Consider the following 26621-nt stretch of genomic DNA (forward strand, 5'->3'; position numbering starts at 1 on the left):
GTGGAAGAAAAAGCGTTCGACTTGCATGTATTAGGCACGCCGCCAGCGTTCGTCCTGAGCCAGGATCAAACTCTCATAAAAAGTGTTTGAAACAGTCTTGCGACTGTTCAGCTCAATTTAAAAATTGATTCGCTAGCAATTGCTTGCTATGTTGTTTGCTTCTATATAGAAGCGCCCTACACATTTGGTTTGTTTTATTCGTTCAGTTTTCAAAGGTCTACTTGATAAAATCGTGTGTTTCGTGTTGCACCAGCAACTCTTAAATCTTATCAGGTTGCCAACTCAATGTCAACAACTTTTTAAACTTTTTTTCGAAAAGTTTTTTCGATTTGTTTGAGTAATTCAAATGCGACTTTGATAGAATAACTGATTTGCGGTTATCTGTCAACGACTTTTTTTATTAAATCAAAATTACTTTCAGCTCTTTCGAACAATGAATAATATAGCAGTTTTACAACGATTGGTCAACGAAAATCTTAAAGGTTTTTCTGTTTTTTTCAAATCCGATTTATTTTTGTTTCATAACTATTTTTTGTTCGTTTTTAGTTCAAAATATGCTGCTCTAGCTTACCTTAAGATTTTTTTTTACGCCATTTGTATTCTTGATTTTTCTTAAACTCATAAAGCGTATTTTCGCCTTCATTCCGTTTCTCTGGTAAAATGAGGGAAAGAATATATTTTTTAATTATGGAGGTCATTATATGAAAGTATTAGTTGCCGATGATGATAAAGAAATTGTAGAACTGTTAAGTATTTATTTACACAATGAAGGCTATGAAGTTGTAAAAGCCTACGATGGAAAAGATGCGTTAAGCAAACTACGTACCTCATCAGACATTGAATTATTGATTTTAGATATTATGATGCCGGTTATGGATGGTATGCAAGTTGTGAAAGAACTGCGAAAAGAGTCGCAAATTCCAATAATCATGCTAACTGCCAAAACAACAGACATGGATAAAATCAAAGGCTTAGTGGCTGGAGCTGATGATTATGTAACTAAACCGTTCAATCCTTTAGAAGTTATGGCTAGAGTAAAATCTTTATTACGCAGAACAAAAATGCAAGTTGCTGAAGACCAACCAGATATTCTAGAGATCCAATCATTAATCATTAATAAGGATTCGCATGAAGTTAAAACTGTTGATGGTAAAGAAATACAATTGACTGCATTAGAGTTTGGAATACTTTACCTACTGGCTAGTCATCCAAATCGTGTCTTTAGTGCGGATGAAATTTTCGAACGTGTTTGGAAGCAAGAAAGTATTGTTTCTGCTAAAACTGTTATGGTTCATGTGAGTCATTTACGTGACAAGATCGAAGAAGCAACTGATGGAGAGAAAGTCATCCAAACCGTTTGGGGAGTTGGATACAAGATTGATGCAAAATAAGATTGAAAAGAAACGGCGAGTTACTCTTACTTCAAAAGAAATTAGTGAGTTAATTGCTGAAGGTATCGTCACTATTATTATTTTACTTCTATTGAATGTGGCGATTATGGTTGTTTTGACTCAGATGATTGAAAACTCACCTAATTTGAGTGATGCCATCTACAATTCACGAAATATTTTTGCTCAGAATTTCAATACAGATATTTTTCTGAGTGCTCGAAATTTTCTTTTCCCATTCTTTTTTGTAGTAGATGCTTTAATTGTGTTCTGGCGTTTAATTCGACGTTATCGCCAAATGCAGCTTCGGCATATCATTAATGAGCTACATTATATTGCTAATGGAAACTACGATTATCGAATTCCCTTTGAATTAAGAGGAGATTTGAGTAAAGTTGTTGCCAGTATTAACGGCTTAGTAGATAGCACTGTAGCTGCAATTGAAGATGAAAGAGAAATTGAAAAGTCAAAAGATGAGCTAATAACTAATGTTAGTCACGATATCCGAACACCTTTAACTTCTATTATTGGTTATCTTGGCCTTATTGAAGATGGTCAATATCAATCCAAAGAAGAAGTTCTTAAATATACTCACATCGCTTATACTAAGGCGAAACAAATGAAGTCTCTCGTAGATGATCTGTTTGAGTATACTAAAGTTCGACAACCAACCGTTCCAGTTAATGCAATATCATTCGATATGGTTCAATTATTGGAGCAGTTAGCAGCTGATTTTGAGTTGGAAGCTAATAAAAAGAATGTACAAATATCTGTGGAAACCTCTGAATCTAGTTTAATTATGGATGGAGATACTGAGAAACTTGTTCGAGTGTTTAATAATCTTATCACCAATGCTCTAAAATATGGTGGAGGTGCCACGCAAATTGTTATGCAACTGGAAAAAGCCAATACTGAAGCTATTATTACAGTAAAAAATAATGGTACTCCTATCCCACGTGAATCTTTAGATCAATTATTCGATCGCTTTTATCGTGTGGATGAATCTCGTTCGCAAGAGATCAGCGGTACTGGCTTAGGATTAGCTATTTCGCAAAATATTGTTAATCTCCATGGTGGATATATTTATGCTCAATCTAACAAACAATGGACATCATTTATTATTCATCTTCCTTTAAAAGCCAATATGGCGAAATAACTTAGAAACTACGACTATTTGACTTTAATTTTCTTTTTGCTTATACTGTGGATAATCATATAAATGCAGGAAACCAAGTACTTAAGTTTGTCTTTTTAGAGAGTTGGTGGTAGGTGTAAACCAACAGTCAACTTAAGGAAATCCAGTTTCAAAATCTGCGCTTTTTGAAAGAAAAGCCGGTGGACAGTCGATATTTGTCATGCTAAAGAGCAGCTAAACTCAGCTGAACTCGGGTGGTACCGCGAAATAACACATCATTTCGTCCCAAGATTTTATGGGATGAAGTGGTGTTTTTTTATTTTATTTAAGGGGGAAAAACACATGTTAGATGTAAAAATGATTCGTCACAACTTTGAAGAAGTTCAAGAAAAATTAGCCACGCGTGGTGTAAAAAGTGAGGTATTGGAACGTTTTGTCGATTTAGATGAACGGCGACGTGAATTATTAGTAAAAACAGAGGAATTAAAAAAATATCGTAACGAAGTATCTGGAGAAATTGCCAAATTAAAACGAGATAAAATTGCTGCTGATGATAAAATTGCTGAAATGAAAGAGGTCGGTATAAAAGTAAAGGATCTTGACGGTGAAGTTGCTGAAATTGACGCTCAATTAACTGAAATAGCAACTACACTACCAAATTTACCACATGCTTCAGTGCCTATAGGAGAAGATGAAGAGGATAACGTAGAGGTACGTCGTTGGAGTACTCCACGTCAGTTTGCATTTGAACCAAAACCACATTGGGAAGTTGCTGAAAAATTGGATATATTAGATTTTGAACGAGGAGCAAAAGTTTCAGGCAGTCGATTTGTCTATTATAAAGGCTTAGGCGCTAGATTAGAACGTGCTGTTTATAATTTTATGCTAGACGAGCACGTTTATGAGCAAGGCTATACAGAAATGATTACACCTTATTTAGTCAATAGTGAAGCCATGTTTGGTACCGGGCAATTTCCTAAATTTAAAGAAGATGTTTTTCAAATTGAAGACCGTGACCTTACCTTGATACCAACTGCTGAAGTGCCTCTAACAAACTACTATAGCCATGAAATTTTAGATGGAAAAGAGTTACCAATCTATTTCACTGCCTTATCACCTTCATTCCGCTCGGAAGCTGGAAGCGCTGGTAGAGATACTCGCGGATTGATTCGGTTACACCAATTTCATAAAGTAGAAATGGTGAAGTTCAGTGATAAAGAACATTCTTATGATGAACTAGAAAAAATGACTAATGATGCTGAAATTCTTCTACAAAAGCTGAACCTACCTTATCGCGTGGTTGCGTTATCCACAGGTGATATGGGATTCTCTGCAGCAAAAACTTATGATTTAGAGGTTTGGGTACCTGCTCAAAATACTTATCGTGAAATCAGCTCGTGTTCAAATTGTGGAGATTTTCAAGCAAGACGAGCTATGATTCGATACCGTGATGAAGATGGAAAAGTACAATATGCTCATACTCTAAACGGCTCTGGTTTAGCTGTAGGAAGGACTGTCACAGCAATCTTAGAAAACTATCAAAATGAAGATGGGACTGTTACAATTCCTGAGGTTTTAGTGCCATACATGGGTAATCTAAAAGTTATTAAAAAAGAAAATTAAAAGGAAAAGTTCAAGCTAAGCGTGACTATTTGAATTCATCTATAAAAAAAGAGGAAAGAATCGCGAGATTTTTTCCTCTTTTCTTTATTACTTATTTATTGTTCTACAGAATAATTAGGTGCTTCTTTAGTAATTTGAACATCATGAGGATGGGATTCCTTTAACCCATTTCCACTCATTTGAACAAACTGTGCGTTGTCTCTTAAGTCTTTCAAGTTGGGAGCTCCCACGTACCCCATTCCTGATTTTAATCCACCAATCATTTGGAAAATGATATCCGCAACGCTTCCTTTATATGCAACACGACCTTCAATACCTTCAGGAACTAACTTGTTAGCTTCATTTACACCACTTTGGAAATAACGATCACTTGAACCTTTTTCCATAGCACCTAATGAACCCATTCCACGATATGTCTTAAATCGACGTCCTTGATAAATTTCAAATTCTCCTGGAGATTCATCTGTTCCAGCCAGCATCGATCCCAGCATAACAGCATGCCCTCCAGCAGCTAAAGCTTTAACAATATCTCCTGAATATTTAATACCACCATCTGCAATAATTGCTTTACCATACTGACGAGCAACCGAAGCAGCATCATAAATAGCGGTTAACTGAGGTACACCTACACCGGCTACAACTCGTGTAGTACAAATAGACCCCGGTCCAATACCAACTTTCACTACATCCACGCCAGCATCATATAGTGCTTTAGCACCTTCCGCTGTAGCAATATTTCCTGCAATTAATGTTGCTTCTGGGAAAGTAGCATGAATTTCCTCAATTTTACGAAGGACACCCGCACTATGACCATGTGCTGTGTCAATGACAATCGCGTCTACTCCAGCTTCTAATAATGCCTCTGCGCGCTCAAAAGTATCACTGGTTACGCCAACCGCTGCCGCTACTAATAAACGTCCATGTTCATCTTTAGCCGCATTGGGGAATTCAATCACTTTCTCAATATCTTTGATAGTAATTAATCCGCTTAAACGTCCTTCATTATCAACAATAGGCAATTTTTCAATTTTATGTTTTTGTAAAATCTTTTCTGCGTCTTTCAAAGAAGTCCCAATTGGTGCAGTCACCAAATTATCTTTGGTCATTACTTCGGCAATTGGCATCCGGAAATCAGTAACAAACCGCATATCTCGATTTGTAATGATTCCAACTAATTTGCGATTTTCCAAAGTTTCAACTACTGGTACACCACTAATTCGGTAACGACTCATCAAATCTTCGGCATCCTGAACTCTATGATCAGGAGTTAGGAAAAAAGGATCAATAATTACGCCGCTTTCTGAACGTTTTACTTTACGAACTTCATCTGCTTGGGCAGCTATACTCATATTTTTGTGTACAACACCTAGTCCACCTTGTCGCGCCATTGCAATTGCCATTTTACTATCAGTGACCGTATCCATACTTGCACTCATTAAAGGAATATTTAATTTGATATTTTTGGCTAATTGCACACTCATATCTACTTCATTTGGCAATACATGACTTTCCGCTGGAATTAACAAGACATCATCAAAGGTCAAACCTTTTTTTGCAAATTTCGTTTCCCAATTAGACATTGTTCGTAACCACTCCTCTAAATTATTTTTACTGATTAAACTAACAGATGGATTTAAGTAAGTCAATAACCTAGAAAGAAATCCTCATCTAACCTTCACTTTTTCTCCACTTATCCAATTGTTGTTCTGTCAGTATAGTTTCCTGAGACAATAATTTAAACCAACTATTCTTACCTTTGGCGGCCTTGCTTAAATAAAGTTGTTCTTGGTTGGAAAAACCATCTAGGTGTAAAATGATGAAATATTTATCGACTTGATAGATTAACTACATGTTTTAATAAACGTTTTGTTTCATGAGCTCTTTTTTGTTATTTTGTCGCTTTAGCAACTGCCGTTGTTAGTGTATGTCCCATCATCTAAATAGTTTTTAATAGTTTCTACTCTATCTAACGCAGGAAGTTTATATTTTCGCTTTCCCATATCCTTTTAATAAATTGAAGAAATATAACTCTACTCTTCCCAATACGAAACTGTCTCAGAGAAGCCTCTGTCATCTTACTTCGTTTAACAATACCAACTATTAATTCATTACTTTCTGGCAAATGCTTTACTTTATCCATCGAAACACCTCATTTCTATTTACGATTATACTTTTACTAATATATGTGCTAAATATGTTCACAAGTATCATTTGGATATTTTCTGAAATTTTCATAAAAATGTAGTGAAATCGTAAAATAATCGGTCGATGTTTGCGGCCTCCAATAGTCGCTCCCCTGCTAGTTGTTGTACTACTAATCGAAACTTTTTGTACTGTTTTAAATCAAACATCATCAACTACTGCATTTCTCACTTTGATGAAAGCTTTTGATATTTCCGCTTCAAACGTATAGTGACTAACCACGAGTTTTTTTGCTGGTTTTGGGATTACGTTCTCCATTAGTGCTTGGTTAATTAACGAATTTAGTTCAAAAAAATTATTTATGACTGCAATGATAATTTTTCTCAAATGAATTCGCTATCTGTTAATTTAATCAGTCATGGTACCGCTGTCAATAATACTTTTCATTAAGTTGTCAGTTCTATTGGCACAGCTATCTTGATTAGTATCTTAAGTAGTGTCACTAAAGGAAATCTTCCTAAAGCTGGACTACTAAAAATATTACGCTATAAGACACAAGCGTTAACTGCCAAACTATTCGTGTTACCAAACAGCATTTTATAATGCTATTGCTTTTGAGTATTGTCGGTTCCATCATCACCGTCCTCCTGAAGCAAGAAAAAGGATTACTCAGCAAGCTACTGCTGAATTTCAAAAAAAGTTATGAAGAAATTGGTTGATGAATACAAACAATAAAAATAGAAGGTGATCTTCCAAGTCAGAAAATCACCTTCTATTTTTATTATTTTTGCGGTCTTGGTCCAGCTAAACTGCTGACAATACCAAAACGTTTCTTTAAGAAATAACGTGCAGCCAATGAAACACCGCCCAATACTGCTAATACAAACGGATCGATGATTGGATTTAAAGATGCTGGTAAAAAGACTGCTCCATTAAAAATCAAAAACCAGACTAGCGTCATCGATCCTAGGATCAAAATGGTTTTCCAAGTTTTAGGTTTTTTGGACCTGTCTGCTCCTGGTTGTTCGTATTGGTATACGAATAGATACATGAAGTAAAAGACTAATCCTCCAGTCGCTGATGCCACAACTAACGCTGTTAAGCCGTAAGTAGCCGTTTGTGTTCCACGTGGAACAAATAACGCCATAGCTCCTGATATAAGTGATAGCAAGCCAAACAAGAACATAAAGTTGTCTAACCACATTAGAATAGGCTTTGTGGCCAACTCATTTTTAACTGGTTTATTAACAATTGCCTCTAACCTTTCGGACACTGTACCAAAAAGCTGTCGAGCTGTTTTTCCAGTTTTTTGTTCAGTGACAAGGATAGGCAGCATGTCATGCAAGGCTTCTTCTTGTTGCTCCGATGAAAAATTAGCTGCTTCTAATGATTTTTTCAAGTCAAAGATATATTGCTGATTTCGTTTTGTCAGTTGTGATTCTAGCTCACGATTTTCTGTCGCTAGCTCCTGCAACTTTTCTGGTTCCATCTTTTTTCCCCTTTCGGCTTAAACGTTGAAGCGGAATAACATAACATCGCCATCTTGTACGACGTAGTCTTTTCCTTCCAATCGAACACGCCCTGCTTCTTTAGCGGCGTGCATACTGCCATATTTATCTAGATCTTCAAAGGATACTGTTTCAGCTCTGATGAATCCACGCTCAAAATCAGTATGAATAATTCCTGCAGCTTGTGGAGCCTTCATCCCTTTACGGAAAGTCCACGCTCGAACTTCTTGCTCACCAGCAGTGAAATATGTTGCTAACCCCAGTAAATCGTAAGCAGTTCTGATCAACTGATCCAATCCTGATTCTTCTACACCCATTGCCTCTAAAAATTCCGTTTTGTCTTCATCATCTAATTCAGCAATTTGCTCTTCCGCTTCTGCACTAATTACAATTACTTGAGAATTTTCAGTTGCAGCAAAATTGCGTACTTCTTGAACATAATGATTATTGTCTGGCTCAGCAACGGTTTCTTCGTCGACATTGGCAACATATAAAACAGGCTTACTAGTTAATAAAAATAACCCTTTAACAATTTTTTGTTCTTCATCAGTAAATTCAATTGTTCGTGCTGATTGCCCTTCTTCCAGCACAGGTTTAATTTTATCCAGTACCGCTAATTCAGCTACTGCATTTTTTTCTTTAGTTTTAGCAACCTTCGCTACCCGTGCATAGCGTTTATTGATAGAATCTAGATCAGCGAGTACCAATTCTAAGTTAATTGTCTCAATATCTTCTAGTGGATCTACCCGTCCTTCAACATGAGTAATATTCTCGTTGTCAAAACAGCGAACAACATGACAAATAGCATCTACCTGGCGAATATGACTTAAGAATTGATTTCCTAAGCCTTCTCCTTTACTTGCTCCTTTTACAATTCCGGCAATATCAGTAAATTCAAAAGTAGTAGGAACCGTTTTCTTAGGTTTCACTAACTCTGTTAAACGTTCCAAACGCCAATCTGGTACTTCCACCATACCTACATTGGGATCGATTGTCGCAAAAGGATAATTAGCCGCTTCAGCTCCAGCTTTTGTAATTGCATTAAATAAGGTCGATTTCCCTACATTGGGTAATCCGACAATTCCGGCTGTTAAGGCCATTTTATTTCATCTCTTTCTATATAAGATAATATTTTTTCAATTTTAGCTTTCTTTTTTTTCAAGTATTTTTTTCATTTTCTTTTCAAAATCACGACGAGTCATCATGACAACATGGCCGCAATTAACACACTTAATTTTGATGTCGGCTCCCATGCGCACAATCTCCCAACGATTGGTTTGGCAAGCATGAGGTTTTTTCATTTCAATAATATCGCCTAAATCATACATAGTTATTCCTCCTATGCTTCATCAAAATGAATACTTAAAATATCCAAGATACGTGTTAAATCATCTGGTGACAAGTACTCAATTTCAATTTTTCCTTTGCCATCTTTTTCAACAATTTCCACACTTGTGCCGAACTTATCCATTAAACGATCTTCACTCTCTCTCAGATAGTACGGTTTTTCTTTAGCTAAACGTGGTCCTTTTTTCTTTTCTTTCGTTTTTCCTTCATTATACTCAATTACTATTTGTTCCAATTGGCGAACAGTTAGACTTTCTTTCACAGCACGATTAGCTAATTTTAAGATTTGATCTTTCTTTTTTAAACCCAAGAGCGTCCGAGCCTGTCCCATTGAAAGACGTTCGTCTTGCACCATTTCCTTTACTAGTTTTGGTAAGGTCAGCAAGCGTAAATAGTTCGCAATATATGGACGGCTTTTGCCTAACCGTACAGCAACATCAGCTTGAGTTAATTTTAGATTCTTCATCAGCATATGGTAGGCTTCAGCTTCCTCTAAAGGATTTAAGTCTTCCCGTTGCAAATTTTCTAATACAGCAATTTGCATCATCGCTTCTTCATCAAATTCACGAACAATAGCAGGTATATTTTCTTTACCAGCCAATTTTGAGGCACGAAAACGACGTTCGCCCGCAATCAATTCATAGCCCTTTACCGCAGATTTTCTAACAATAATTGGTTGAAATACACCAGACTGTTCAATTGAATTTGCCAATTCTTGCAACGAAGTCTCGTCGAAAGATTTTCGCGGCTGATAAGGGTTGGGACGTAATTCACTCAAGGGAATTTCGATTATTTGATCATTCTTCATGTCAACCTCTTCAATTTCTGATAGATCTTGAAATAACGCATCGATTCCGCGACCTAAACCTTTATTTTTGCTCACGATCTAACACTTCCTTTGCTAGCGTCTGATACACTTCCGCCCCTTTTGAACGTGGGTCATAATCGATAATAGGTTTGCCGTGACTTGGCGCCTCAGATAATCGAACATTACGAGGGATAATCGTGTCATAAACTTTTTCTTGGAAATAACGACGAACTTCTTCTACCACTTCTGCCCCTAAATTGGTTCGAGCATCATACATGGTCAACAATACGCCTTCAATTTCTAATTCAGGATTGAAATGCTTTTGAACGAGTCGAACGGTATTTAATAACTGACTGAGTCCTTCTAAAGCATAATATTCACATTGAACTGGAATTAAAATAGCGTCACTAGCTGTAAATGCGTTAATAGTTAAATGTCCCAATGATGGTGGACAATCAATCAAAATAAAATCGTACTCGTCACTAACTTCTTTTAGTGCCCCTTTTAAACGGGATTCTCTGGCCATCATGGAGGTTAATTCAATCTCCGCACCAGCTAATTGAAGAGTTGCTGGAACAATAGACAAGTTTTCTCTTTCTGTTTGAATGATTGTCTCTTTAATTGAGACTTCATTAACTAAAACATCATAAATGTCTTCTTTTACGTCTGGTTTTCTAATCCCTAAGCCGCTAGTCGCATTACCTTGTGCATCACTATCAATTAATAAGACTTTTTTTCCAATAAAGGCTAAACAAGCACCCAAATTGACCGTAGTTGTCGTCTTACCGACACCGCCTTTTTGATTTGCAACAGAAATAATCCGTGCCATGTATTTTCCTCCTATTTCAATGGTTGTTTATTAGGCATCCCTGGTTTTCGTGGATACTTTTTTGGTGTTTCTTTTTTCTTTTGAATAGTTAAAATGTAACGACTGCCACCATCCTTAGGTAAGGAAACATCTTGTTCCTTAATCAATTTCCCACCTAAAACAGCAATTGCTTTTCGAGCCTCCTCAAGTTCTTCTTCACTTTTCGCTGCTTTTAAAGCAAAAAAATATCCTTGCTTTTTAACTAGAGGAAGGCAAAGTTCAGCCAATACATTTAGTCTTGCTACAGCGCGAGCCGTGACAAAATCAAAAGATTCTCGCAATCCCTTTTTTTGAGCAAAGGTTTCTGCACGATCATGATATAAAGAAACATTTTCTAAGCCAAGCTCATCCACTAAATTAGTTAAAAAAGTAATTCTTTTATTTAAGGAATCTACAATAGTTACTTGCAGTTGCGGACAAATAATCTTCAATGGAATGCTCGGGAAACCTGCTCCCGCTCCAACATCGCACAATGACCCATCTTTCTGAAATTCTTTCGAAAAAAGCAAAGTTATGGAGTCATAAAAGTGTTTCAAGTATACTTCCTGCTCATCCGTAATCGCTGTTAAATTCATCTTTTGATTCCATTCAACAAGGAGCCTATAATAAGTGGAAAATTGTTCCATTTGTTTAGCGCTTATTTCCAACCCATATTTAGCTAGTTCAGCTTGAAATTCTTCTGGTTTCATAGGAAATCCTCTCATATTGTGAAACAGATAAAATGTTTCACAGACTAACCTCTACTTTAACGCAAATTTCTATTTGATGCAATGCCTTAACTGTGTTTCACAGATTGACTAAAGAAAGTTTTAAATCCATTTGAGAATCTTCCTGTACTTATATAAAAATCCTTTATCTAATTTATCAAAATAAAGCATTAGTACTAAAGCCTTTGCTACCTTAAAATGACTATGTAACTAATTTAAAGAAGTGAGGGTATTAATTATGACTGAACGATTAACCGGACACACATTACTGATTGGTTTAATGGCCTATCCAATTCGTCACAGCATGTCTCCTACAATGCACAATGAAGCTTTTGCAAAGTTAGGGCTCGATTATGCATACTTGGCTTTTGAAGTAGAAAACGAGCAACTTAAAGATGCGGTACAAGCGATTCGTGCTTTAGGTTTGCGCGGTTCAAATGTTTCAATGCCCAACAAACAGGAAATTATTCAGTATTTAGATGAAGTTTCTCCAGAGGCACAATTGATTGGTGCAGTAAATACTGTTACTAATAAAGATGCTAAAGGACATCTAGTTGGATACAACACTGATGGTATTGGCGCTATGGAAGCATTGAAAGATGAAGGCGTAGAAGTGAAAGATGCTATTATTACTTTAACAGGTGCTGGTGGAGCAGGAACGGCGGTAGCGGTGCAAGCAGCATTCGATGGTGCAAAAGAAATTCGTATTTTCAATATAAATGATGGCGTTTTCGAAAATGCTAAGGAAACTGCTAAGAAGATCAATGAACACACAGCCTGTGTTGCCACTGCCACAGACTTATCTGATCAAGAAGCATTCAAAAAATCAATTGCCGAAAGCTCTATTTATATTGATGCAACTGGTGCTGGAATGAAACCACTAGAAGACGTCAGTTTGATTGAAGATCCTTCCATGATTCGTTCTGACTTAGTAGTTTTTGATGTGGTTTATTCTCCAAGAGAAACGAAATTATTGAAATTCGCTAAAGAACAAGGTGCAAAAAAAGCCATCAATGGCTTAGGTATGATGCTTTATCAAGGTGCAGCTGCTTTCAAATTATTTACAGATGAAGATATGCCTGTTTCATATATCAAAGAATTACTATTTAACGAAGAATAAAGAAAAGGGGGCTGTGATGTTTTATGTCATAGCCTCCTTTCTTCACATTTAAGATTAGAAAAACCTAATATTCACCAGCGTATCGTTTTGCATAAATATTCTTAAATTTTAATAATAAGTTTTCTGTTATACAACAATACATCTGGGAGATTTATACTGCAAAACAGAAAAATGGTATCTAACAGTTCTTAACAACACATAAAAAGCAATAGAATTGTTTCACGTGGAACATTCGATTTTTTTCATTTTCCTCAACAATATATAAGCTTCCACTTTTTTATATAACGTGAATTCTCTTTCGTCTTATCATACAGATTTCTTTTCTTTCGTTATTTTAGTTTTCCGTTAAATAACAAGGGCGTGGAAACGAAAAAATATTCTCTTATTGTCTACCCTAAAGGATTATATTTCAGAAAAATTATGTATCGCCAAAACGATAATAGATATCTCCATAAAAATCTCTATAGAATCATAAGATATAGCATTTACTCCTTTTGAAACTATACTGGGATTTCCTAAATTGATTTAAATGTATATCCATAAGTTCTTTCATTATATAAAGGAAATATAAGGCATTTTCGAATAAGCCCTCCAGTTAATATCCTCGTATTATAATGACGCGCTATTTATCAAGGGAAATTGTTTAAACATCATAAAATAGTAAATTCTTACTATCTTACCCTTGATGTTAGATCGGATTCTTTAGTTATCTTATCTATTCCATATTATTAATAGAGTACCTATAATAAATGTAGAAATAAAACGATAGTTAGGCATTAAAGATAGTCTCTAGACAAGAAATTATCTATGAACTTGATTGCTCATAAAGTATGGATTTTTTCTATCATTTACCTATAAAATCTGCATTACACTTCTTTAATCAAAAAAAGATGTATATAGACAAATGTTTCATGTGAAACATTTTCATAGATTTACACACTAAAAATAACTACATATCAATAAAAAACATAAAGCAAAATGTTTCTGCCTTATGTTATTATTTTGTCACTTGCTTTTTTATTCTAAATTTTTAGCTATCTAGTTATTTGTCCTCTTGGATATATAATTATATTAGAGCTCTTTACGATAACATTCTCTTATTAAGCTGATTATACAAATTCTTTATGTTTATCCTTCATAGTGACTTTGTTTGTGGTCACCACGAATTGATAATAATACCTATCCTGTATGTTTGATTTTATTCACCGAATGAATATTAATTCATATTAGCCAGCTATATATTTACTTTCGATATTTCTGACCATCATAATTAGACTCTCTAAATTTCTAGCTAACAGAAAAAAACGACTTTTAATTAAGCCGTTTCTTCTACCTTCGCTATTTTTCCTTGTTCGATATAAACCATCAATATACTAATATCTGCTGGATTTACTCCGCTAATTCGACTAGCTTGCGCTATTGTCTCAGGTTGGATTTTTTGTAATTTTTGACGTGCCTCTGTAGCTAAACCATTAATTGCTTCATAATCAATTCGTTCTGGAATCCGTTTAGCTTCCAGACGTTTGAGTTTTTCTACCTTTTCCATAGCCTTTTTGATATAACCTTCATATTTGATTTGAATTTCTACTTGTTCTATTTCCTTAGTACTTAGTCCTTCATTATGGGGAATAAATTGTAGAACTTCTTTATAATCAATTTCTGGACGCTTCAAAAAATCTGCAGCTAAAACACCATCTTTTAATTCAGCACTGTTTTTTTCTCTCAAAAAGCTTTGTACTTCAGCTGTTGGTTTGATACGAATTTTTTGTAGGCGTTTGATTTCTTCTTCAACATTGTTTTTCTTAATTAAATATTGCTGATACTGTTCATCATTGACTAGGCCAATCATGTGCCCATATTCTGTTAAGCGAAGATCCGCATTATCATGTCGTAAAATTAGACGATATTCTGCTCTTGAAGTTAATAAGCGATAAGGTTCATTGGTACCTTTAGTTACTAAATCATCAATCATTACTCCGATATATCCATCACTTCGTTTCATTATAAACGGTTCTTTTCCTTGGATTTTCAAGGCTGCATTAATTCCTGCGATCAATCCTTGGCCTGCTGCTTCTTCATAACCACTAGTACCATTAGTTTGGCCTGCTGTATAAAGATTTTCAACAACTTTTGTTTCGAGCGTTGGCCGTAATTGATGAGGGGCCACCATATCATATTCGATAGCATAACCCGTACGCATCATTTCCGCATTTTCAAGGCCTTCAATCGAATGTAATACCTCGTTTTGAACATCTTCAGGCAAAGAAGTCGATAGTCCTTGTACATATACTTCTTCTGTGCGTAAACCTTCTGGCTCTAAAAATAGTTGATGGCGATTTTTATCAGAAAAACGAACAATTTTATCCTCGATCGAAGGACAATAACGCGCACCAACTCCTTCTACAATTCCTGTAAACATAGGGGCACGGTGAAGATTCGCTTGAATAATCTCATGGCTTTTGGGATTAGTATAAGTCAACCAACAAGGTACTTGCTCTTGATTGTAGTCTTCGTCAGACGTTTGATAACTAAAATGATTAGGTGCTTTATCCCCTGGTTGAATTTCTGTCTTACTATAATCAATCGATCCAGATTTCACACGAGGAGGAGTACCTGTTTTAAAGCGATGAATTTCAAAACCCAAATCCTTCAAATTATCCGATAATTTGATTGAGGGTTGAGAATTATTTGGTCCAGAAGAATATTTTAATTCTCCAATAATTATTTCGCCTCGTAAAGCCGTTCCAGCAGTAATTATTACTGCTTTAGCTGTATAAACTGCACCAGTAGCTGTAACGACACCTCTGCAAATCCCATCTTCTACTACTAAACGATCCACTACACCTTGTTTCAAAGTTAAGTTTTTTTCTTTTTCAATGGTGTGTTTCATCTCTTCAGCATAAGCATGTTTATCAGCTTGTGCTCTTAATGCACGTACTGCAGGCCCCTTACCAGTATTTAACATGCGCATTTGAATATAGGTTTTATCAATGTTTTTACCCATTTCTCCACCCAATGCGTCAATTTCTCTTACTACTACTCCTTTAGCGGGACCACCAATTGATGGATTACATGGCATGAATGCCACCATTTCCAAGTTAATAGTAATCAACAGGGTTTTGGAACCCATTCTTGCTGCTGCTAATGCCGCCTCTGAACCTGCATGTCCGGCTCCTACGACAATTACATCATATGCTTCTGCTTGATACTCCATATCTCTCTCCTTTATTTTCCTAAACAGAACTGACTAAATAATTGAGTAATTAATTCATCTTGGACACTGTCCCCGACAATCTCTCCTAAATAGTCCCAGCAACGCGTCATATCTATTTGAACTAGATCAACAGGCATTCCTGCCTCAATTCCATTTTGAACCTCTTTTAGAGCCTGTGAGGCGTTTTCCAGTAATGCAATGTGCCTAGTATTTGAAACATAGGTTGCATCTTTTTCACCGGTTTGTCCCCCAAAGAACAAATTAGCAATCGCTTCTTCTAATTGATTCAAGCCATCCTGCTGTAATACTGATATTGCCAATAACTCATCTTTTCCGATTAATTTCTGAAGCTCTTTGCGATCTAATTTAACTGGGAGGTCTGTTTTATTTAGTAATATGATGCGTTTTAACTCTTTGGTTGCCTCTAACAGATTGCGATCTTCTTGAGTCAGTTCTTCGCCTTGATTTAATACTAATAAAATTAAATCAGCTTCACTTAGTGCTTTACGGCTGCGCTCTACCCCAATACGTTCCACGATATCTTCTGTTTCACGAATTCCTGCTGTGTCAACTAATTTAAGCGGTACACCTCGAACACTTACATATTCTTCTATCACATCGCGGGTAGTTCCTGCAATATCAGTAACGATTGCTTTTTCTTCATGGAGCAAATAATTTAGCAAGCTTGATTTACCAACATTCGGACGACCAATGATTGCTGTACTTAATCCCTCACGTAAAATTTTTCCTTGCTTAGCATTCACTAATAAGGCATCAATTTGTTGACTTACTTGGCCAGCCTTCTCTAATAACAATTTAGTAGTTAATTCTTCCACATCATCGTACTCAGGATAATCTATATTTACTTCAACTTGAGCTAATGTTTCAAGTATTTCTTGGCGTAACTGACGGATTAATTTAGATAAATTGCCATCCAACTGATTGATTGCTACATTCATCGCTTTATCCGTTTTGGCACGAATTAAATCCATTACTGCTTCAGCTTGAGATAAGTCTACTCGTCCATTTAGAAATGCTCGTTTAGTAAATTCCCCTGGCTCTGCTAGGCGAGCACCTTCACGTAAAATTAACTGAAGTAATTCGTTGACTACGACAATACCTCCATGGCAATTAATTTCTACAACATCTTCTCTAGTGAATGTTTTGGGTCTCCGCATAACACTAACCATTACTTCATCAACCAGTACTTGATTCGCTGGATCCACTATATGGCCATAGTGAATAGTATGGCTGTCTACTTTTTTTAGTGTCTTTTTGCCACTTTGAAATACTTTATCCGCAATCTCAATTGCTTGATCACCACTCAAACGAACAATGCTGATTGCCCCTTCACCAGGAGGGGTTGAGATTGCCGCTATCGTGTCAAATTCTAAAATATCTGGCACAAAAATCCTCCTTATATGCACAAAAAAAGCGCCCACTCCACCCCTTAAAAATAGAGGTAGATTTAGCACTTTGACTGCTGTCTCTTTATTCTTGTGCTAGGTTAGCACATTTTTTTTCCTTTTTCAAGTTGAAAAAACCCCCGCCATGACGAGGGTCATATCAAAGTAGGCACAACTCAGTCGTATACTTTGATAAGAATGATTTCTAACACAATATACTTGCTTTATCAGCCTTTGTCAATCTGTTCTGATGAATTTAAGCAAGAACTTGCTGAATTAATCACTTTTTAGCTAAAAAAACCGCATCAGCTAAGATGCGGTCGATCTTTCTACAAACTAAAAATATTTCTTTGCTGGCTCAACTACCAAGTAACGATAAGGTTCTTCGCCTTCAGAGTGTGTTTTAATGTATTCATCGTGACTTAGTGCTGAGTGAATCATCTTACGCTCAAAGGCAGGCATAGGCTCTAAAAATACTGGTCGTCCAGTGTCTTTTACCTTTTCAGCAGTCCGTTTGGCCAAACGGACAAGTACTTCTTCGCGTTTTTGACGATAATTTCCCACATTTACAACAACTGAAAGTTTATTTTTTGCTACCCGATGAACAAAAACTTGTGCCAAATATTGTAAGGCATTTAGTATTTTTCCATGCTTTCCGATTAGCATTCCTTGTTTATTTGTTTCTAAATTTAGAGTTGTCAGCCCATTGCTTCCTCGATCAATCTTTACTAACGCTGGAACACCCATTTCTTTAGTTACGTTAGTCAAATAAATTGCTAGTTGTTTTAAGGCTTCCTCATTGTCTAATTCTGTTCCATCATCCGACAGCTGAACTTCAGCAGCCTTTTCTTCCACGATAGCTTCGGTTACAACTTCTTGGACCGCTTCTTCAACAGCTTCATTGATTTCTTCAGAAACAGTCGGTTCCATTGAAACCTGTGCATTCTTCTTGCCAATTCCCAAAAAACCTTTTTTACCTTCATCCAAGATGTCAATTTCCACATCATCTTTTGTTAACCCTAGAACATCTAATCCATGCTTGATTGCTTCATCAATCGTTGCACCTTCATAAACAGGCATTTTTTATTACCTCCTTGTTCTATCTCTTTACATAACTAATTCTTAGTACATAGTTTTATTTTTTGCGCTTTTTCTTAGGATTTCTAGCTTTTTCCAGTGCTCGTTCACGCTGTTTGATCCGTCGTGCTTCTTCTGCTCTTTCTTGACGAATTTTAAACGGGTTGTTTAACAATAATGTTTGAACTGTCTGGAATGCATTTGATACTACCCAATAGAGTGATAACCCACTAGCTAAATTCATCCCCATAACGAAAATCATTACTGGCATAAAGAAATTCATAATTTTAGTCGATGGATTAGATTCCAATTGACTCATGCTCGACAAGTAAGTACTAGCAAACGTAAATATAGCCGCTAGGATAGGTAAAATAAAATACGGATCTGGACGACTTAAATCTAACCACATAAACTGTCCTTGTCTTAATGCCGGGATACGTAAGATTGATTGATACAAGGCAATCATTACTGGCATCTGAACTAACAATGGTAAACATCCTGCATATGGATTTACATTGTGCTCGGCGTACAGTTTTTTAGTCTCAGCTTGGAGTTTTGCTTGTGTCTCTTGATCACGCGAAGCATACTTTTGTTGAAGCGCTTTGATTTTTGGCTGCAAATCTTGCGTTTTACGCATGCTTTTAGTCTGGAAGTGCATCAAAGGCATCAAAATAACTCGGATAATAATCGTGAACAAAATAATCCCAATTCCGACATTACCAAAGGAGAGTCCTTTAATTGCCTCACCAAAATAATAAATGATGTAGCGGCTCCAAATGCCCGTACTGTTTGAGTCTACATCACCTGTACCACAGGCTGACAGCAAAACAACTAACGAAAGCAGTCCTGCCATTAAAAGTATTCGATTGTATTTCTTCACTTAGTTCTGTTCCCTTCCTCATTCAATATTTTTGCTAGCTTTAACACGTGGATCAAATTAGAACGTACTTCTTCATAGGAAAGGTTCTTTATCGACGGTCGTGCAATGACAATGAAATCCAGTCTAGGATCAATATCTGAAGACAACTCATGTAAAACTGCTCGAATGAGTCGTTTTACATAGTTTCGAGTCACTGCGTTACCTACCTTTTTTCCTACAGAAAGTCCTACTCTAAAATGTGTCTGATCAGAAGGCTCTAATCGATAAACCACAAATTTGCGGTTGGCAAAGGAAGTTCCCTCCTGAAAAACTTTTTGAAATTCTTTTTCTTTCTTTACGCGGTATGCTTTTTTCATTCAGCTTCCTTCGTTTCTTTAAATCTATACTTACCAATAATACCATACTTCAATTTGAGGATTCATCTTATTTTAAAAGAAAATATAGAAATCCCAATGCATAAAAAAGGCTTCACGAACAGATTCGGCTTTTTCGCTTAAAAATCGATAAAGCTAGTTCGTGAAGCCAGATATCTTTAAACTTACTATGTAATTAGAAGTTTATTCGGTCCCTCTCATAAAAAAGAAAAAACCACTGGACCGGCAGTGGTTTAAGCAGAAAGTACTTTTCTTCCTTTACGGCGACGGCTAGCTAAAACACGGCGACCATTTTTTGTGCTCATACGTTTGCGGAAACCATGAACTTTCTGACGTTTACGTTTATTAGGTTGATAAGTTCTTTTCATCTATTCCACCTCCATTACCAACGATACATAGACATACTTTAGTAGTATAACGACTTTCACTACTATTTGTCAATCGAAAAAAAATAAAAAAATTTTTAGTTTATCCACATTTTTTGGGGATAACTTCTCTTTAATTGGGGATAATTTATCCACAGAAAAAATCGTCTAGAACTTGTCTCAACTTTTTCCCCAAAAAATTTTAACATGGATAAGTTATGCACATGGTGGATAACTATTGTGCATAACTTGTCTGGTCGTTATCACATCAAGCTCTATTTATTTCCTCTTTTGTGGGTAATCTCGTGGAAAACGATAAAAAAGTTTCCTTATTCACATCCTTGTGGATAATTTTTTTCAACAAAGAGGATATCTTACTCCTTAGTTTTTCACTGTGTGGAAAAACGATAAGAAAAAAACAACTTCAGCTTTTGCCTGTGGAAAACTTTCGAAAAAAATGATAAAGTAGGACTAACTGAATTTTATTATAGTAGGAGGCGAATTATTTGACCTCATTAGAAGATATCTGGCAGGAATTAAAAGAAAGCTATAAGCAAGAATTAAATCCTGCCAGCTATGATGCTTGGGTGGATACAGCCAAGCCTTTGTCTTTTAACAACAATCAAATAACCATTGAAGTCACCAGTGATTTGCACAAAAAATACTGGGAAAAGCACCTAGCAGCAAAAATCGTTGAAATTGGCTTTAAGTTAACAGGGGATGAGATTATGCCGGCCTTTGTCACACCTGACGAAGCACCGGTTTTTACGCCTGTGGCAAAACCGATAACACCAACGGTTGAGGTAACAAAGAAAGCTATGCTTAATCCAAAGTATACTTTTGACACATTTGTGATTGGTAAAGGCAACCAGATGGCACACGCTGCTGCACTTGTCGTTGCTGAAGAACCCGGATCCATTTATAATCCTTTGTTTTTCTATGGGGGAGTTGGTTTGGGGAAAACTCACTTGATGCATGCGATAGGTCATCAAATGCTAGCTATTAATCCGCAGGCAAAAGTTAAGTATGTTTCAAGCGAGACTTTCGCTAATGATTTTATCAACTCAATCAAGAACAAAATCTCAGAAGAATTTCGACAGGAGTATCGTAATGTTGATTTGCTGCTAGTCGATGATATTCAATTCTTTGCAGAAAAAGAAGCTACCCAAGAAGAGTTCTTCCATACATTTGAGAACTTATATAATGATAACAAACAAATTGTTTTAACCAGTGATCGGCTGCCAAATGAGATTCCAAAACTGCAGGAACGCTTAGTTTCACGCTTTGCTTGGGGATTATCTGTAGATATTACGCCGCCAGATCTTGAAACTAGAACTGCTATTTTACGAAAAAAGGCACAAGCAGAAAATCTGGAGATTCCTGATGACACCTTAAGCTATATTGCAGGACAAATTGATTCTAATATTCGTGAATTAGAAGGAGCTTTGGTTCGAGTACAAGCTTTTGCAACTATGAATAACGCAGACATTACCACCAGCATAGCAGCAGATGCTTTGAAAAGCTTAAAGAGCACGGGTAATACACAGCTGTCTATTACACAAATTCAGGAAGAAGTTGCCAAATATTATCATATTCAAGTTAAAGATTTAAAAGGGAAAAAACGAGTAAAAACCATCGTAGTGCCTAGACAAATAGCTATGTATCTTTCAAGAGAAATGACAGACAGTTCTTTACCTAAGATTGGTGCTGAATTTGGTGGCAAAGATCATACGACAGTTATCCATGCTCATGAAAAAATTGCTCAACTAATTAAAACCGATACGAGTACTCAGCAAGAAGTTGCCGAAATCAAAAATTTACTATTAAACTGATCTGTGGAAAAATACATGAAAAAGAACCGGAGTTTTCCACACCTTTTCCACAAGTGGAAAACTCATGATTGAAAGCTTTTCTGCTGTTTTCCACAGGATCCACAGTGCCTACTACTTTTATTACTTAATACTATAAATAAATATATATAAAAAAGGAGTTTCCTTATGAAATTTACTATTAACCGCTCTCGCTTTATTCAAGAATTAGCAACTGTTCAACGGGCTATTTCAACCAAAACGACTATTCCCATCTTAACCGGTGTAAAGATCGTTTTAACCGATGAAGGACTAAATTTAACAGGAAGTAATGCAGACATTTCTATTGAATCATTTTTAGCAGCAGATGATGAAAAAGCGCAGATGCAAATTGAATCAACAGGGATGATTGTTCTGCAAGCCCGTTTCTTTAGTGAAATCATCCGTCGTTTACCTGAAAGTACTTTTACTTTAGAAGTAATGGATAATTATCAAGTAGCTATTACTTCAGGAGCAGCTGAATTTACTGTAAATGGTTTGGATGCCGATAATTATCCACATCTGCCTGTTGTCGAAGAACAAAATCAGTTAAAATTACCTGTCCACATGTTAACAAAATTAATTGGTGAAACTGTCTTTGCGGTTTCTCAACATGAAAGCCGTCCAATCTTAACTGGAGTTCATTTTATGCTAGCTAATAATCAGTTATTGGCTGTAGCAACTGATTCTCATCGTATGAGTCAACGTGTCGTACCTGTCGAAAATGCATCAAGTGATTTTGATATTGTTATTCCTGGTAAAAGTTTAGTGGAGCTTTCTAAATCATTAACAGATGAAGAAGCTGAAGTAGAAATTAGTATTATGGAAAACCAAGTGTTGTTCAAAACACCAACAATGTATTTCTATTCTCGTCTGCTAGAAGGAAATTACCCGGATACAAATCGTTTAATACCTAACAGCTTTAATACGGAAATTACATTTGCTGTTCCAACCTTGCTGGCTGCGATTGAACGTGCTTCTTTATTATCACATGAGGGAAGAAACAATATTGTTCGTTTAGCGATTGAATCTGATTCAGTCATTCTTTACGGAAATTCACCAGAAATAGGTAAAGTAGAAGAAGAGCTTGCTTATGAAAAGGTGACTGGAGATCCATTAGAAATCTCATTCAATCCTGATTATATGAAGGACGCTTTGAGAGCGTTTGGTGATATGAGCATGACGATTCGTTTTATTTCGCCAATTCGTCCGTTTACTTTGGAGCCAAGTGAAGGAGAAGTTTCATTTATTCAATTAATTACTCCAGTGCGGACAAACTAAACTGAAAAGTTTCACAATTCTTTTTGAAAATTTTAGAAAGAGTTAAAATGAGTGTAAAAGGTCTTAAAATCGATTTTAAGACCTTTTTTTCTTTTTGGACTGAAACTTCGAAAATAGAATAAAACTTCTTAAAACGAAAAATACAACGAGTTTATTTGTTTTCTGACTAAAAAAAGAGTATAATATAGAGGTGTTTCTGAAATGAAAATGAGGGATGAAATGTGAAACAACAAATAGTTTTAGAAACTGAATATATGACGCTCGGCCAGTTGTTAAAAGAGATTAATTTAATTTCTAGCGGCGGACAAGCTAAATGGTATTTAGCTGAGCAAACTGTATTCGTAGATGGTGAACCAGAGAATCGCCGTGGACGGAAGCTCTATCCAGGTATGATGATTGAGATACCTGAGATGGGTACTTTTTTTATGGCTAAAAATGGGACTATCGAAGATGAAACTGAATAAACTTCAGCTGAAAAATTATCGGAATTACCAAGAATTATTCTTAGAGTTTCCCAATAGCCTGAATGTTTTCCTAGGCGAAAATGCCCAGGGAAAAACCAACCTGTTAGAAAGCATCTATGTGCTGGCCTTAACAAGAAGTCATCGCACCAATAATGAACATGAGTTAATTGGATGGCATGAAGAGTTCGCGCAGATTAAAGGACGTATATCCAAAGGATCCAGCGAGACGGAATTAGAGCTGCTGCTAACAAAAAAAGGCAGGAAGTCAAAAGTCAATCACATTGAACAGAAACGTTTAAGTAGTTACATAGGCCAACTGAATGTCATCTTATTTGCACCTGAAGACCTTTCATTAGTGAAGGGGAGCCCCCAACTGAGACGGCGGTTTATTGATATGGAATTAGGTCAGATTAGTCCGCTGTATTTATACGATTTAGCCCAGTATCAGAAAACGTTAAAGCAGCGCAATCTCTATCTTAAACAATTAGCCGAAAAGAAACAGACGGATGAGATCTATTTGGACATCCTTACTGAACAACTAGTTGAATTCGGGAGCAAGGTGTTAATCAATCGTTTGCAGTTTATTAAGCGTTTGGAGCACTGGTCCAATGAACTGCACACACGAATTACCAATCAAAGAGAACACTTAGCGATTGAGTATGTAAGCAGCTTTGAAATGGAAAGCCAAAGAATTGAAGATATTCAAGAGACGTTCCAAAATGAGCTCCAAAAAAACCGCAAGCGGGAAATGTTTAGAGGAACGACACTAATTGGTCCTCATCGAGATGACCTGCGTTTTTTAGTTAACGAGCAAAATGTTCAAACATATGGTTCACAGGGGCAACAAAGAACCACTGCGTTGAGTGTCAAATTAGCGGAAATCGATTTGATGAAAGAAGAGACGGGAGAATATCCTTTGTTGCTGTTAGACGATGTGATGAGTGAGCTGGATGATAATCGTCAAGTGCATTTATTAGAAACAATAGAAGATAAAGTTCAAACATTTTTGACAACTACAACCTTAGAACATGTAAAAGGAAAGATGACCGTTCATCCGGATATCTTTTATGTCCAGCAAGGGCAGATAGAAAGGAAAGAAACCTAAATGACAGAAGAAGAAAAGAGTTTACGAGAGCGAGCTCAGGAATATGATGCTAGTCAGATTCAGGTACTCGAAGGTCTCGAAGCCGTTCGTAAGCGTCCTGGTATGTACATTGGCTCAACTAGTACAGAAGGATTGCATCACTTAGTTTGGGAAATTGTTGATAATTCAATTGACGAAGCCTTAGCAGGTTTTGCTACAAGTATTCACGTAATAGTTGAAAAAGACAATAGTATTACTGTTAGTGATGATGGCCGGGGGATTCCGGTAGATATTCAAGCTAAAACAGGCCGGCCGGCTCTTGAAACTGTTTATACCGTGTTACATGCGGGAGGAAAATTCGGCGGCGGCGGGTACAAAGTCTCTGGTGGTTTGCACGGTGTGGGAGCTTCCGTAGTAAATGCATTATCTAGCAGTTTAGACGTACGGGTTTTTAAAAATGGAAAGATTTATTTCCAAGAATACCGACGTGGTGCTGTGGTAGATGATTTGAAGGTCATTGGAGATACCGAAAAGCATGGAACGACTGTTCACTTTGTGCCAGATCCAGAAATCTTTACCGAAGATACGGAATTTAATTTTGAAAAGTTAGCTACACGTGTACGGGAATTAGCCTTTTTGAATCGTGGATTGAAGATTTCGATTGAAGATATGCGCCCCGAAGAGCCAGTTTTACGCGAATACCTTTACGAGGGTGGAATCAAGAGCTATGTTGAGCACTTGAATGCTAGTAAAGCTGTTCTATTTGATGAACCAGTTTTCGTTGAAGGGGAACAACAAGATATTACCGTAGAAGTTGCGATGCAATACACTGACGGATATCACACCAACATATTAAGCTTTGCAAACAATATTCATACCTATGAAGGTGGAACCCATGAGTTTGGCTTTAAAACAGCTTTGACTCGGGTAATTAATGATTATGCCCGCAAACAAAAGATTATGAAAGACAATGATGAAAACCTTTCTGGTGAGGATGTTCGTGAAGGATTGACAGCAGTTATCTCCATCAAACATCCAGAGCCGCAGTTCGAAGGACAGACAAAGACAAAACTTGGAAATTCTGAGGTACGTACAGTAACGGACCGCCTGTTTTCTGAGAGTCTGTCGAAGTTCTTGATGGAAAATCCATCTGTTGGACGTCAAATTGTTGAAAAAGGAATTTTGGCGGCTAAGGCTCGCTTAGCGGCTAAACGCGCCCGGGAAGTTACTCGGCGAAAAGGTGCTTTAGAAATCAGCAACCTGCCAGGGAAATTGGCCGATTGCTCTAGTAATGATCCTGAACGCTGCGAATTATTCATCGTGGAGGGGGATTCTGCCGGAGGATCAGCAAAACAGGGGCGAAATCGTGAATTTCAAGCAATTTTGCCGATTCGGGGGAAAATCTTAAACGTTGAAAAAGCTTCGATGGATAAAATTTTAGCTAACGAAGAAATTCGTTCGTTGTTTACCGCAATGGGAACGGGCTTCGGCGCTGACTTTGATGTAGCAAAAGCTCGTTATCACAAATTAGTGATAATGACCGATGCTGATGTGGATGGCGCCCATATCCGTACATTGCTGCTAACCTTGTTCTATCGTTACATGCGTCCGATTGTTGAAGCAGGATATGTTTATATTGCTCAACCCCCTTTATATGGGATTAAACAAGGCAAGAACATCACATATATCCAACCTGGTAAAAACGCTGAAGAAGAATTGCAGCAAAAAATGGCTGAATTACCAGCTTCGCCAAAACCAAACGTGCAACGCTACAAAGGGTTAGGAGAAATGGATGATCACCAATTGTGGGAAACCACCATGGACCCAGACAATCGTTTAATGCTGCGTGTCAGTGTTGATGATGCGATTGAAGCGGACCAAGTATTTGAAATGCTAATGGGTGATCGTGTAGAACCACGTCGCGCGTTTATTGAAGAAAACGCTCATTACGTTAAGAACTTAGATATTTAGTGAGGAGGATCG

23 protein-coding genes, 1 rRNA gene, 1 pseudogene and 1 other annotated feature are annotated in these 26621 nt (G+C 36.7%); of the genes and pseudogenes, 10 read left to right on the top strand and 15 right to left on the bottom strand.

All coding sequences use genetic code 11. The features are described 5' to 3' along the window. Positions 1 to 81: ribosomal RNA gene (locus I588_RS24980) — 16S ribosomal RNA — on the bottom strand; the annotation flags it as partial. Between the two features lie 620 nt (positions 82 to 701). Between I588_RS24980 and croR the strand changes: the two genes are divergently transcribed. The 3 genes from croR to serS all read left to right on the top strand — a co-directional run bounded on the left by croR (position 702) and on the right by serS (position 4146). Further along, positions 702 to 1391 (top strand): response regulator transcription factor CroR, encoded by a 690-nt coding sequence (gene croR / locus I588_RS24985; protein ID WP_010758780.1) that lies wholly within the window; start codon positions 702 to 704, stop codon positions 1389 to 1391. After that, the gene (locus I588_RS24990; protein WP_010758779.1) at positions 1381 to 2544 is read left to right on the top strand and encodes a sensor histidine kinase; all 1164 of its coding nucleotides are present in this window, start codon (positions 1381 to 1383) and stop codon (positions 2542 to 2544) included. Before croR ends, I588_RS24990 begins: the two co-directional genes overlap by 11 nt. 57 nt (positions 2545 to 2601) lie before the next feature. Next, positions 2602 to 2814, top strand: a binding site (T-box leader). Between the two features lie 51 nt (positions 2815 to 2865). After that, complete coding sequence (gene serS / locus I588_RS24995) at positions 2866 to 4146, top strand: serine--tRNA ligase (RefSeq protein ID WP_010758778.1); 1281 nt, start codon at positions 2866 to 2868, stop codon at positions 4144 to 4146. A 95-nt stretch (positions 4147 to 4241) separates the two neighbouring features. Here the strand turns inward: serS and guaB are convergent, their stop codons facing one another. Further along, positions 4242 to 5726: an IMP dehydrogenase gene (guaB, locus tag I588_RS25000; RefSeq protein WP_010758777.1), complete on the bottom strand. Its 1485-nt coding sequence runs from the start codon at positions 5724 to 5726 to the stop codon at positions 4242 to 4244. Between the two features lie 386 nt (positions 5727 to 6112). Continuing rightward, entirely contained in the window at positions 6113 to 6286 is a 174-nt protein-coding gene (locus I588_RS27465; RefSeq protein ID WP_010758776.1) for a hypothetical protein, read from the bottom strand. Between the two features lie 117 nt (positions 6287 to 6403). Here I588_RS27465 and I588_RS27975 point away from each other — a divergent pair. After that, positions 6404 to 6673: pseudogene (locus tag I588_RS27975) on the top strand (MFS transporter); the annotation flags it as partial. Positions 6674 to 7069: 396 nt separating this feature from the next. Here the strand turns inward: I588_RS27975 and I588_RS25010 are convergent. From I588_RS25010 to rsmG, 6 genes are read right to left on the bottom strand one after another with little or no spacing between them, the layout of a single operon-like run. Beyond that, positions 7070 to 7777, bottom strand: coding sequence for a DUF1129 domain-containing protein (locus I588_RS25010; protein ID WP_010758775.1), 708 nt, complete (start codon positions 7775 to 7777; stop codon positions 7070 to 7072). Between the two features lie 18 nt (positions 7778 to 7795). Beyond that, entirely contained in the window at positions 7796 to 8896 is a 1101-nt protein-coding gene (gene ychF, locus I588_RS25015) for a redox-regulated ATPase YchF (protein ID WP_010758774.1), read from the bottom strand. 42 nt (positions 8897 to 8938) lie between these two features. Continuing rightward, positions 8939 to 9124 carry a DUF951 domain-containing protein gene (locus I588_RS25020; RefSeq protein WP_010758773.1) on the bottom strand — a complete coding sequence of 62 codons (186 nt, stop codon included), beginning with the start codon at positions 9122 to 9124 and terminating at the stop codon, positions 8939 to 8941. A gap of 11 nt (positions 9125 to 9135) precedes the next feature. Then, on the bottom strand, positions 9136 to 10026 hold the full coding sequence (locus I588_RS25025) for a ParB/RepB/Spo0J family partition protein (protein WP_010758772.1): 891 nt from the start codon (positions 10024 to 10026) through the stop codon (positions 9136 to 9138). Further along, entirely contained in the window at positions 10013 to 10780 is a 768-nt protein-coding gene (locus I588_RS25030; protein ID WP_010758771.1) for a ParA family protein, read from the bottom strand. The genes I588_RS25025 and I588_RS25030 overlap by 14 nt, the downstream gene beginning before the upstream one ends. Positions 10781 to 10791: 11 nt before the next feature. Continuing rightward, positions 10792 to 11508: a 16S rRNA (guanine(527)-N(7))-methyltransferase RsmG gene (rsmG, locus tag I588_RS25035; protein WP_010758770.1), complete on the bottom strand. Its 717-nt coding sequence runs from the start codon at positions 11506 to 11508 to the stop codon at positions 10792 to 10794. 256 nt (positions 11509 to 11764) lie between these two features. Between rsmG and I588_RS25040 the strand changes: the two genes are divergently transcribed. Further along, positions 11765 to 12646 carry a shikimate dehydrogenase gene (locus I588_RS25040; RefSeq protein WP_010758769.1) on the top strand — a complete coding sequence of 294 codons (882 nt, stop codon included), beginning with the start codon at positions 11765 to 11767 and terminating at the stop codon, positions 12644 to 12646. Between the two features lie 1315 nt (positions 12647 to 13961). Here I588_RS25040 and mnmG read toward each other — a convergent pair. The 6 genes from mnmG to rpmH all read right to left on the bottom strand — a co-directional run bounded on the left by mnmG (position 13962) and on the right by rpmH (position 19965). Next, positions 13962 to 15860 (bottom strand): tRNA uridine-5-carboxymethylaminomethyl(34) synthesis enzyme MnmG, encoded by a 1899-nt coding sequence (mnmG, locus tag I588_RS25045; protein ID WP_010758768.1) that lies wholly within the window; start codon positions 15858 to 15860, stop codon positions 13962 to 13964. An 11-nt stretch (positions 15861 to 15871) separates the two neighbouring features. After that, positions 15872 to 17266 carry a tRNA uridine-5-carboxymethylaminomethyl(34) synthesis GTPase MnmE gene (gene mnmE, locus I588_RS25050; protein ID WP_010758767.1) on the bottom strand — a complete coding sequence of 465 codons (1395 nt, stop codon included), beginning with the start codon at positions 17264 to 17266 and terminating at the stop codon, positions 15872 to 15874. 336 nt (positions 17267 to 17602) lie between these two features. Beyond that, complete coding sequence (gene jag, locus I588_RS25055) at positions 17603 to 18346, bottom strand: RNA-binding cell elongation regulator Jag/EloR (RefSeq protein WP_010758766.1); 744 nt, start codon at positions 18344 to 18346, stop codon at positions 17603 to 17605. Between the two features lie 55 nt (positions 18347 to 18401). Beyond that, positions 18402 to 19223, bottom strand: a complete 822-nt coding sequence (locus tag I588_RS25060; RefSeq protein WP_010758765.1) for a YidC/Oxa1 family membrane protein insertase — start codon at positions 19221 to 19223, stop codon at positions 18402 to 18404. After that, positions 19220 to 19579 (bottom strand): ribonuclease P protein component, encoded by a 360-nt coding sequence (gene rnpA, locus I588_RS25065; protein WP_010758764.1) that lies wholly within the window; start codon positions 19577 to 19579, stop codon positions 19220 to 19222. The genes I588_RS25060 and rnpA overlap by 4 nt, the downstream gene beginning before the upstream one ends. Positions 19580 to 19830: 251 nt before the next feature. Then, positions 19831 to 19965 (bottom strand): 50S ribosomal protein L34, encoded by a 135-nt coding sequence (rpmH, locus tag I588_RS25070; protein WP_002293121.1) that lies wholly within the window; start codon positions 19963 to 19965, stop codon positions 19831 to 19833. A 521-nt stretch (positions 19966 to 20486) separates the two neighbouring features. On the opposite strand from rpmH, the gene dnaA reads away from it, so the two are divergent. The 5 genes from dnaA (at position 20487) to gyrB (ending at position 26609) form a co-directional block, all read left to right on the top strand. Further along, positions 20487 to 21794, top strand: a complete 1308-nt coding sequence (gene dnaA, locus I588_RS25075) for a chromosomal replication initiator protein DnaA (RefSeq protein WP_425387128.1) — start codon at positions 20487 to 20489, stop codon at positions 21792 to 21794. A gap of 165 nt (positions 21795 to 21959) precedes the next feature. Then, positions 21960 to 23090, top strand: a complete 1131-nt coding sequence (gene dnaN / locus I588_RS25080; protein WP_010758762.1) for a DNA polymerase III subunit beta — start codon at positions 21960 to 21962, stop codon at positions 23088 to 23090. A 221-nt stretch (positions 23091 to 23311) separates the two neighbouring features. After that, entirely contained in the window at positions 23312 to 23554 is a 243-nt protein-coding gene (gene yaaA, locus I588_RS25085) for a S4 domain-containing protein YaaA (RefSeq protein WP_010758761.1), read from the top strand. After that, entirely contained in the window at positions 23541 to 24659 is a 1119-nt protein-coding gene (gene recF / locus I588_RS25090; protein WP_010758760.1) for a DNA replication/repair protein RecF, read from the top strand. Before yaaA ends, recF begins: the two co-directional genes overlap by 14 nt. Further along, entirely contained in the window at positions 24660 to 26609 is a 1950-nt protein-coding gene (gene gyrB / locus I588_RS25095) for a DNA topoisomerase (ATP-hydrolyzing) subunit B (protein WP_010758759.1), read from the top strand. Positions 26610 to 26621: the final 12 nt, after the last annotated feature.

The organism is Enterococcus pallens ATCC BAA-351, from assembly GCF_000407485.1.
GTDB classification, from domain to species: domain Bacteria; phylum Bacillota; class Bacilli; order Lactobacillales; family Enterococcaceae; genus Enterococcus_A; species Enterococcus_A pallens.

Excerpts from the sequence above, each read along its gene's own strand:
- rnpA (WP_010758764.1), bottom strand. The coding sequence starts at position 19,579 with ATGAAAAAAGCATACCGCGTAAAGAAAGAAAAAGAATTTCAAAAAGTT.
- dnaN (WP_010758762.1), top strand. The coding sequence starts at position 21,960 with ATGAAATTTACTATTAACCGCTCTCGCTTTATTCAAGAATTAGCAACT.
- I588_RS25040 (WP_010758769.1), top strand. The coding sequence starts at position 11,765 with ATGACTGAACGATTAACCGGACACACATTACTGATTGGTTTAATGGCC.
- serS (WP_010758778.1), top strand. The coding sequence starts at position 2,866 with ATGTTAGATGTAAAAATGATTCGTCACAACTTTGAAGAAGTTCAAGAA.
- croR (WP_010758780.1), top strand. The coding sequence starts at position 702 with ATGAAAGTATTAGTTGCCGATGATGATAAAGAAATTGTAGAACTGTTA.
- I588_RS27465 (WP_010758776.1), bottom strand. The coding sequence starts at position 6,286 with ATGGATAAAGTAAAGCATTTGCCAGAAAGTAATGAATTAATAGTTGGT.
- I588_RS25030 (WP_010758771.1), bottom strand. The coding sequence starts at position 10,780 with ATGGCACGGATTATTTCTGTTGCAAATCAAAAAGGCGGTGTCGGTAAG.
- I588_RS25010 (WP_010758775.1), bottom strand. The coding sequence starts at position 7,777 with ATGGAACCAGAAAAGTTGCAGGAGCTAGCGACAGAAAATCGTGAGCTA.
- rpmH (WP_002293121.1), bottom strand. The coding sequence starts at position 19,965 with ATGAAAAGAACTTATCAACCTAATAAACGTAAACGTCAGAAAGTTCAT.
- ychF (WP_010758774.1), bottom strand. The coding sequence starts at position 8,896 with ATGGCCTTAACAGCCGGAATTGTCGGATTACCCAATGTAGGGAAATCG.
- guaB (WP_010758777.1), bottom strand. The coding sequence starts at position 5,726 with ATGTCTAATTGGGAAACGAAATTTGCAAAAAAAGGTTTGACCTTTGAT.
- rsmG (WP_010758770.1), bottom strand. The coding sequence starts at position 11,508 with ATGAAACCAGAAGAATTTCAAGCTGAACTAGCTAAATATGGGTTGGAA.
- I588_RS24990 (WP_010758779.1), top strand. The coding sequence starts at position 1,381 with ATGCAAAATAAGATTGAAAAGAAACGGCGAGTTACTCTTACTTCAAAA.
- mnmG (WP_010758768.1), bottom strand. The coding sequence starts at position 15,860 with ATGGAGTATCAAGCAGAAGCATATGATGTAATTGTCGTAGGAGCCGGA.
- gyrB (WP_010758759.1), top strand. The coding sequence starts at position 24,660 with ATGACAGAAGAAGAAAAGAGTTTACGAGAGCGAGCTCAGGAATATGAT.
- jag (WP_010758766.1), bottom strand. The coding sequence starts at position 18,346 with ATGCCTGTTTATGAAGGTGCAACGATTGATGAAGCAATCAAGCATGGA.
- I588_RS25020 (WP_010758773.1), bottom strand. The coding sequence starts at position 9,124 with ATGTATGATTTAGGCGATATTATTGAAATGAAAAAACCTCATGCTTGC.
- recF (WP_010758760.1), top strand. The coding sequence starts at position 23,541 with ATGAAACTGAATAAACTTCAGCTGAAAAATTATCGGAATTACCAAGAA.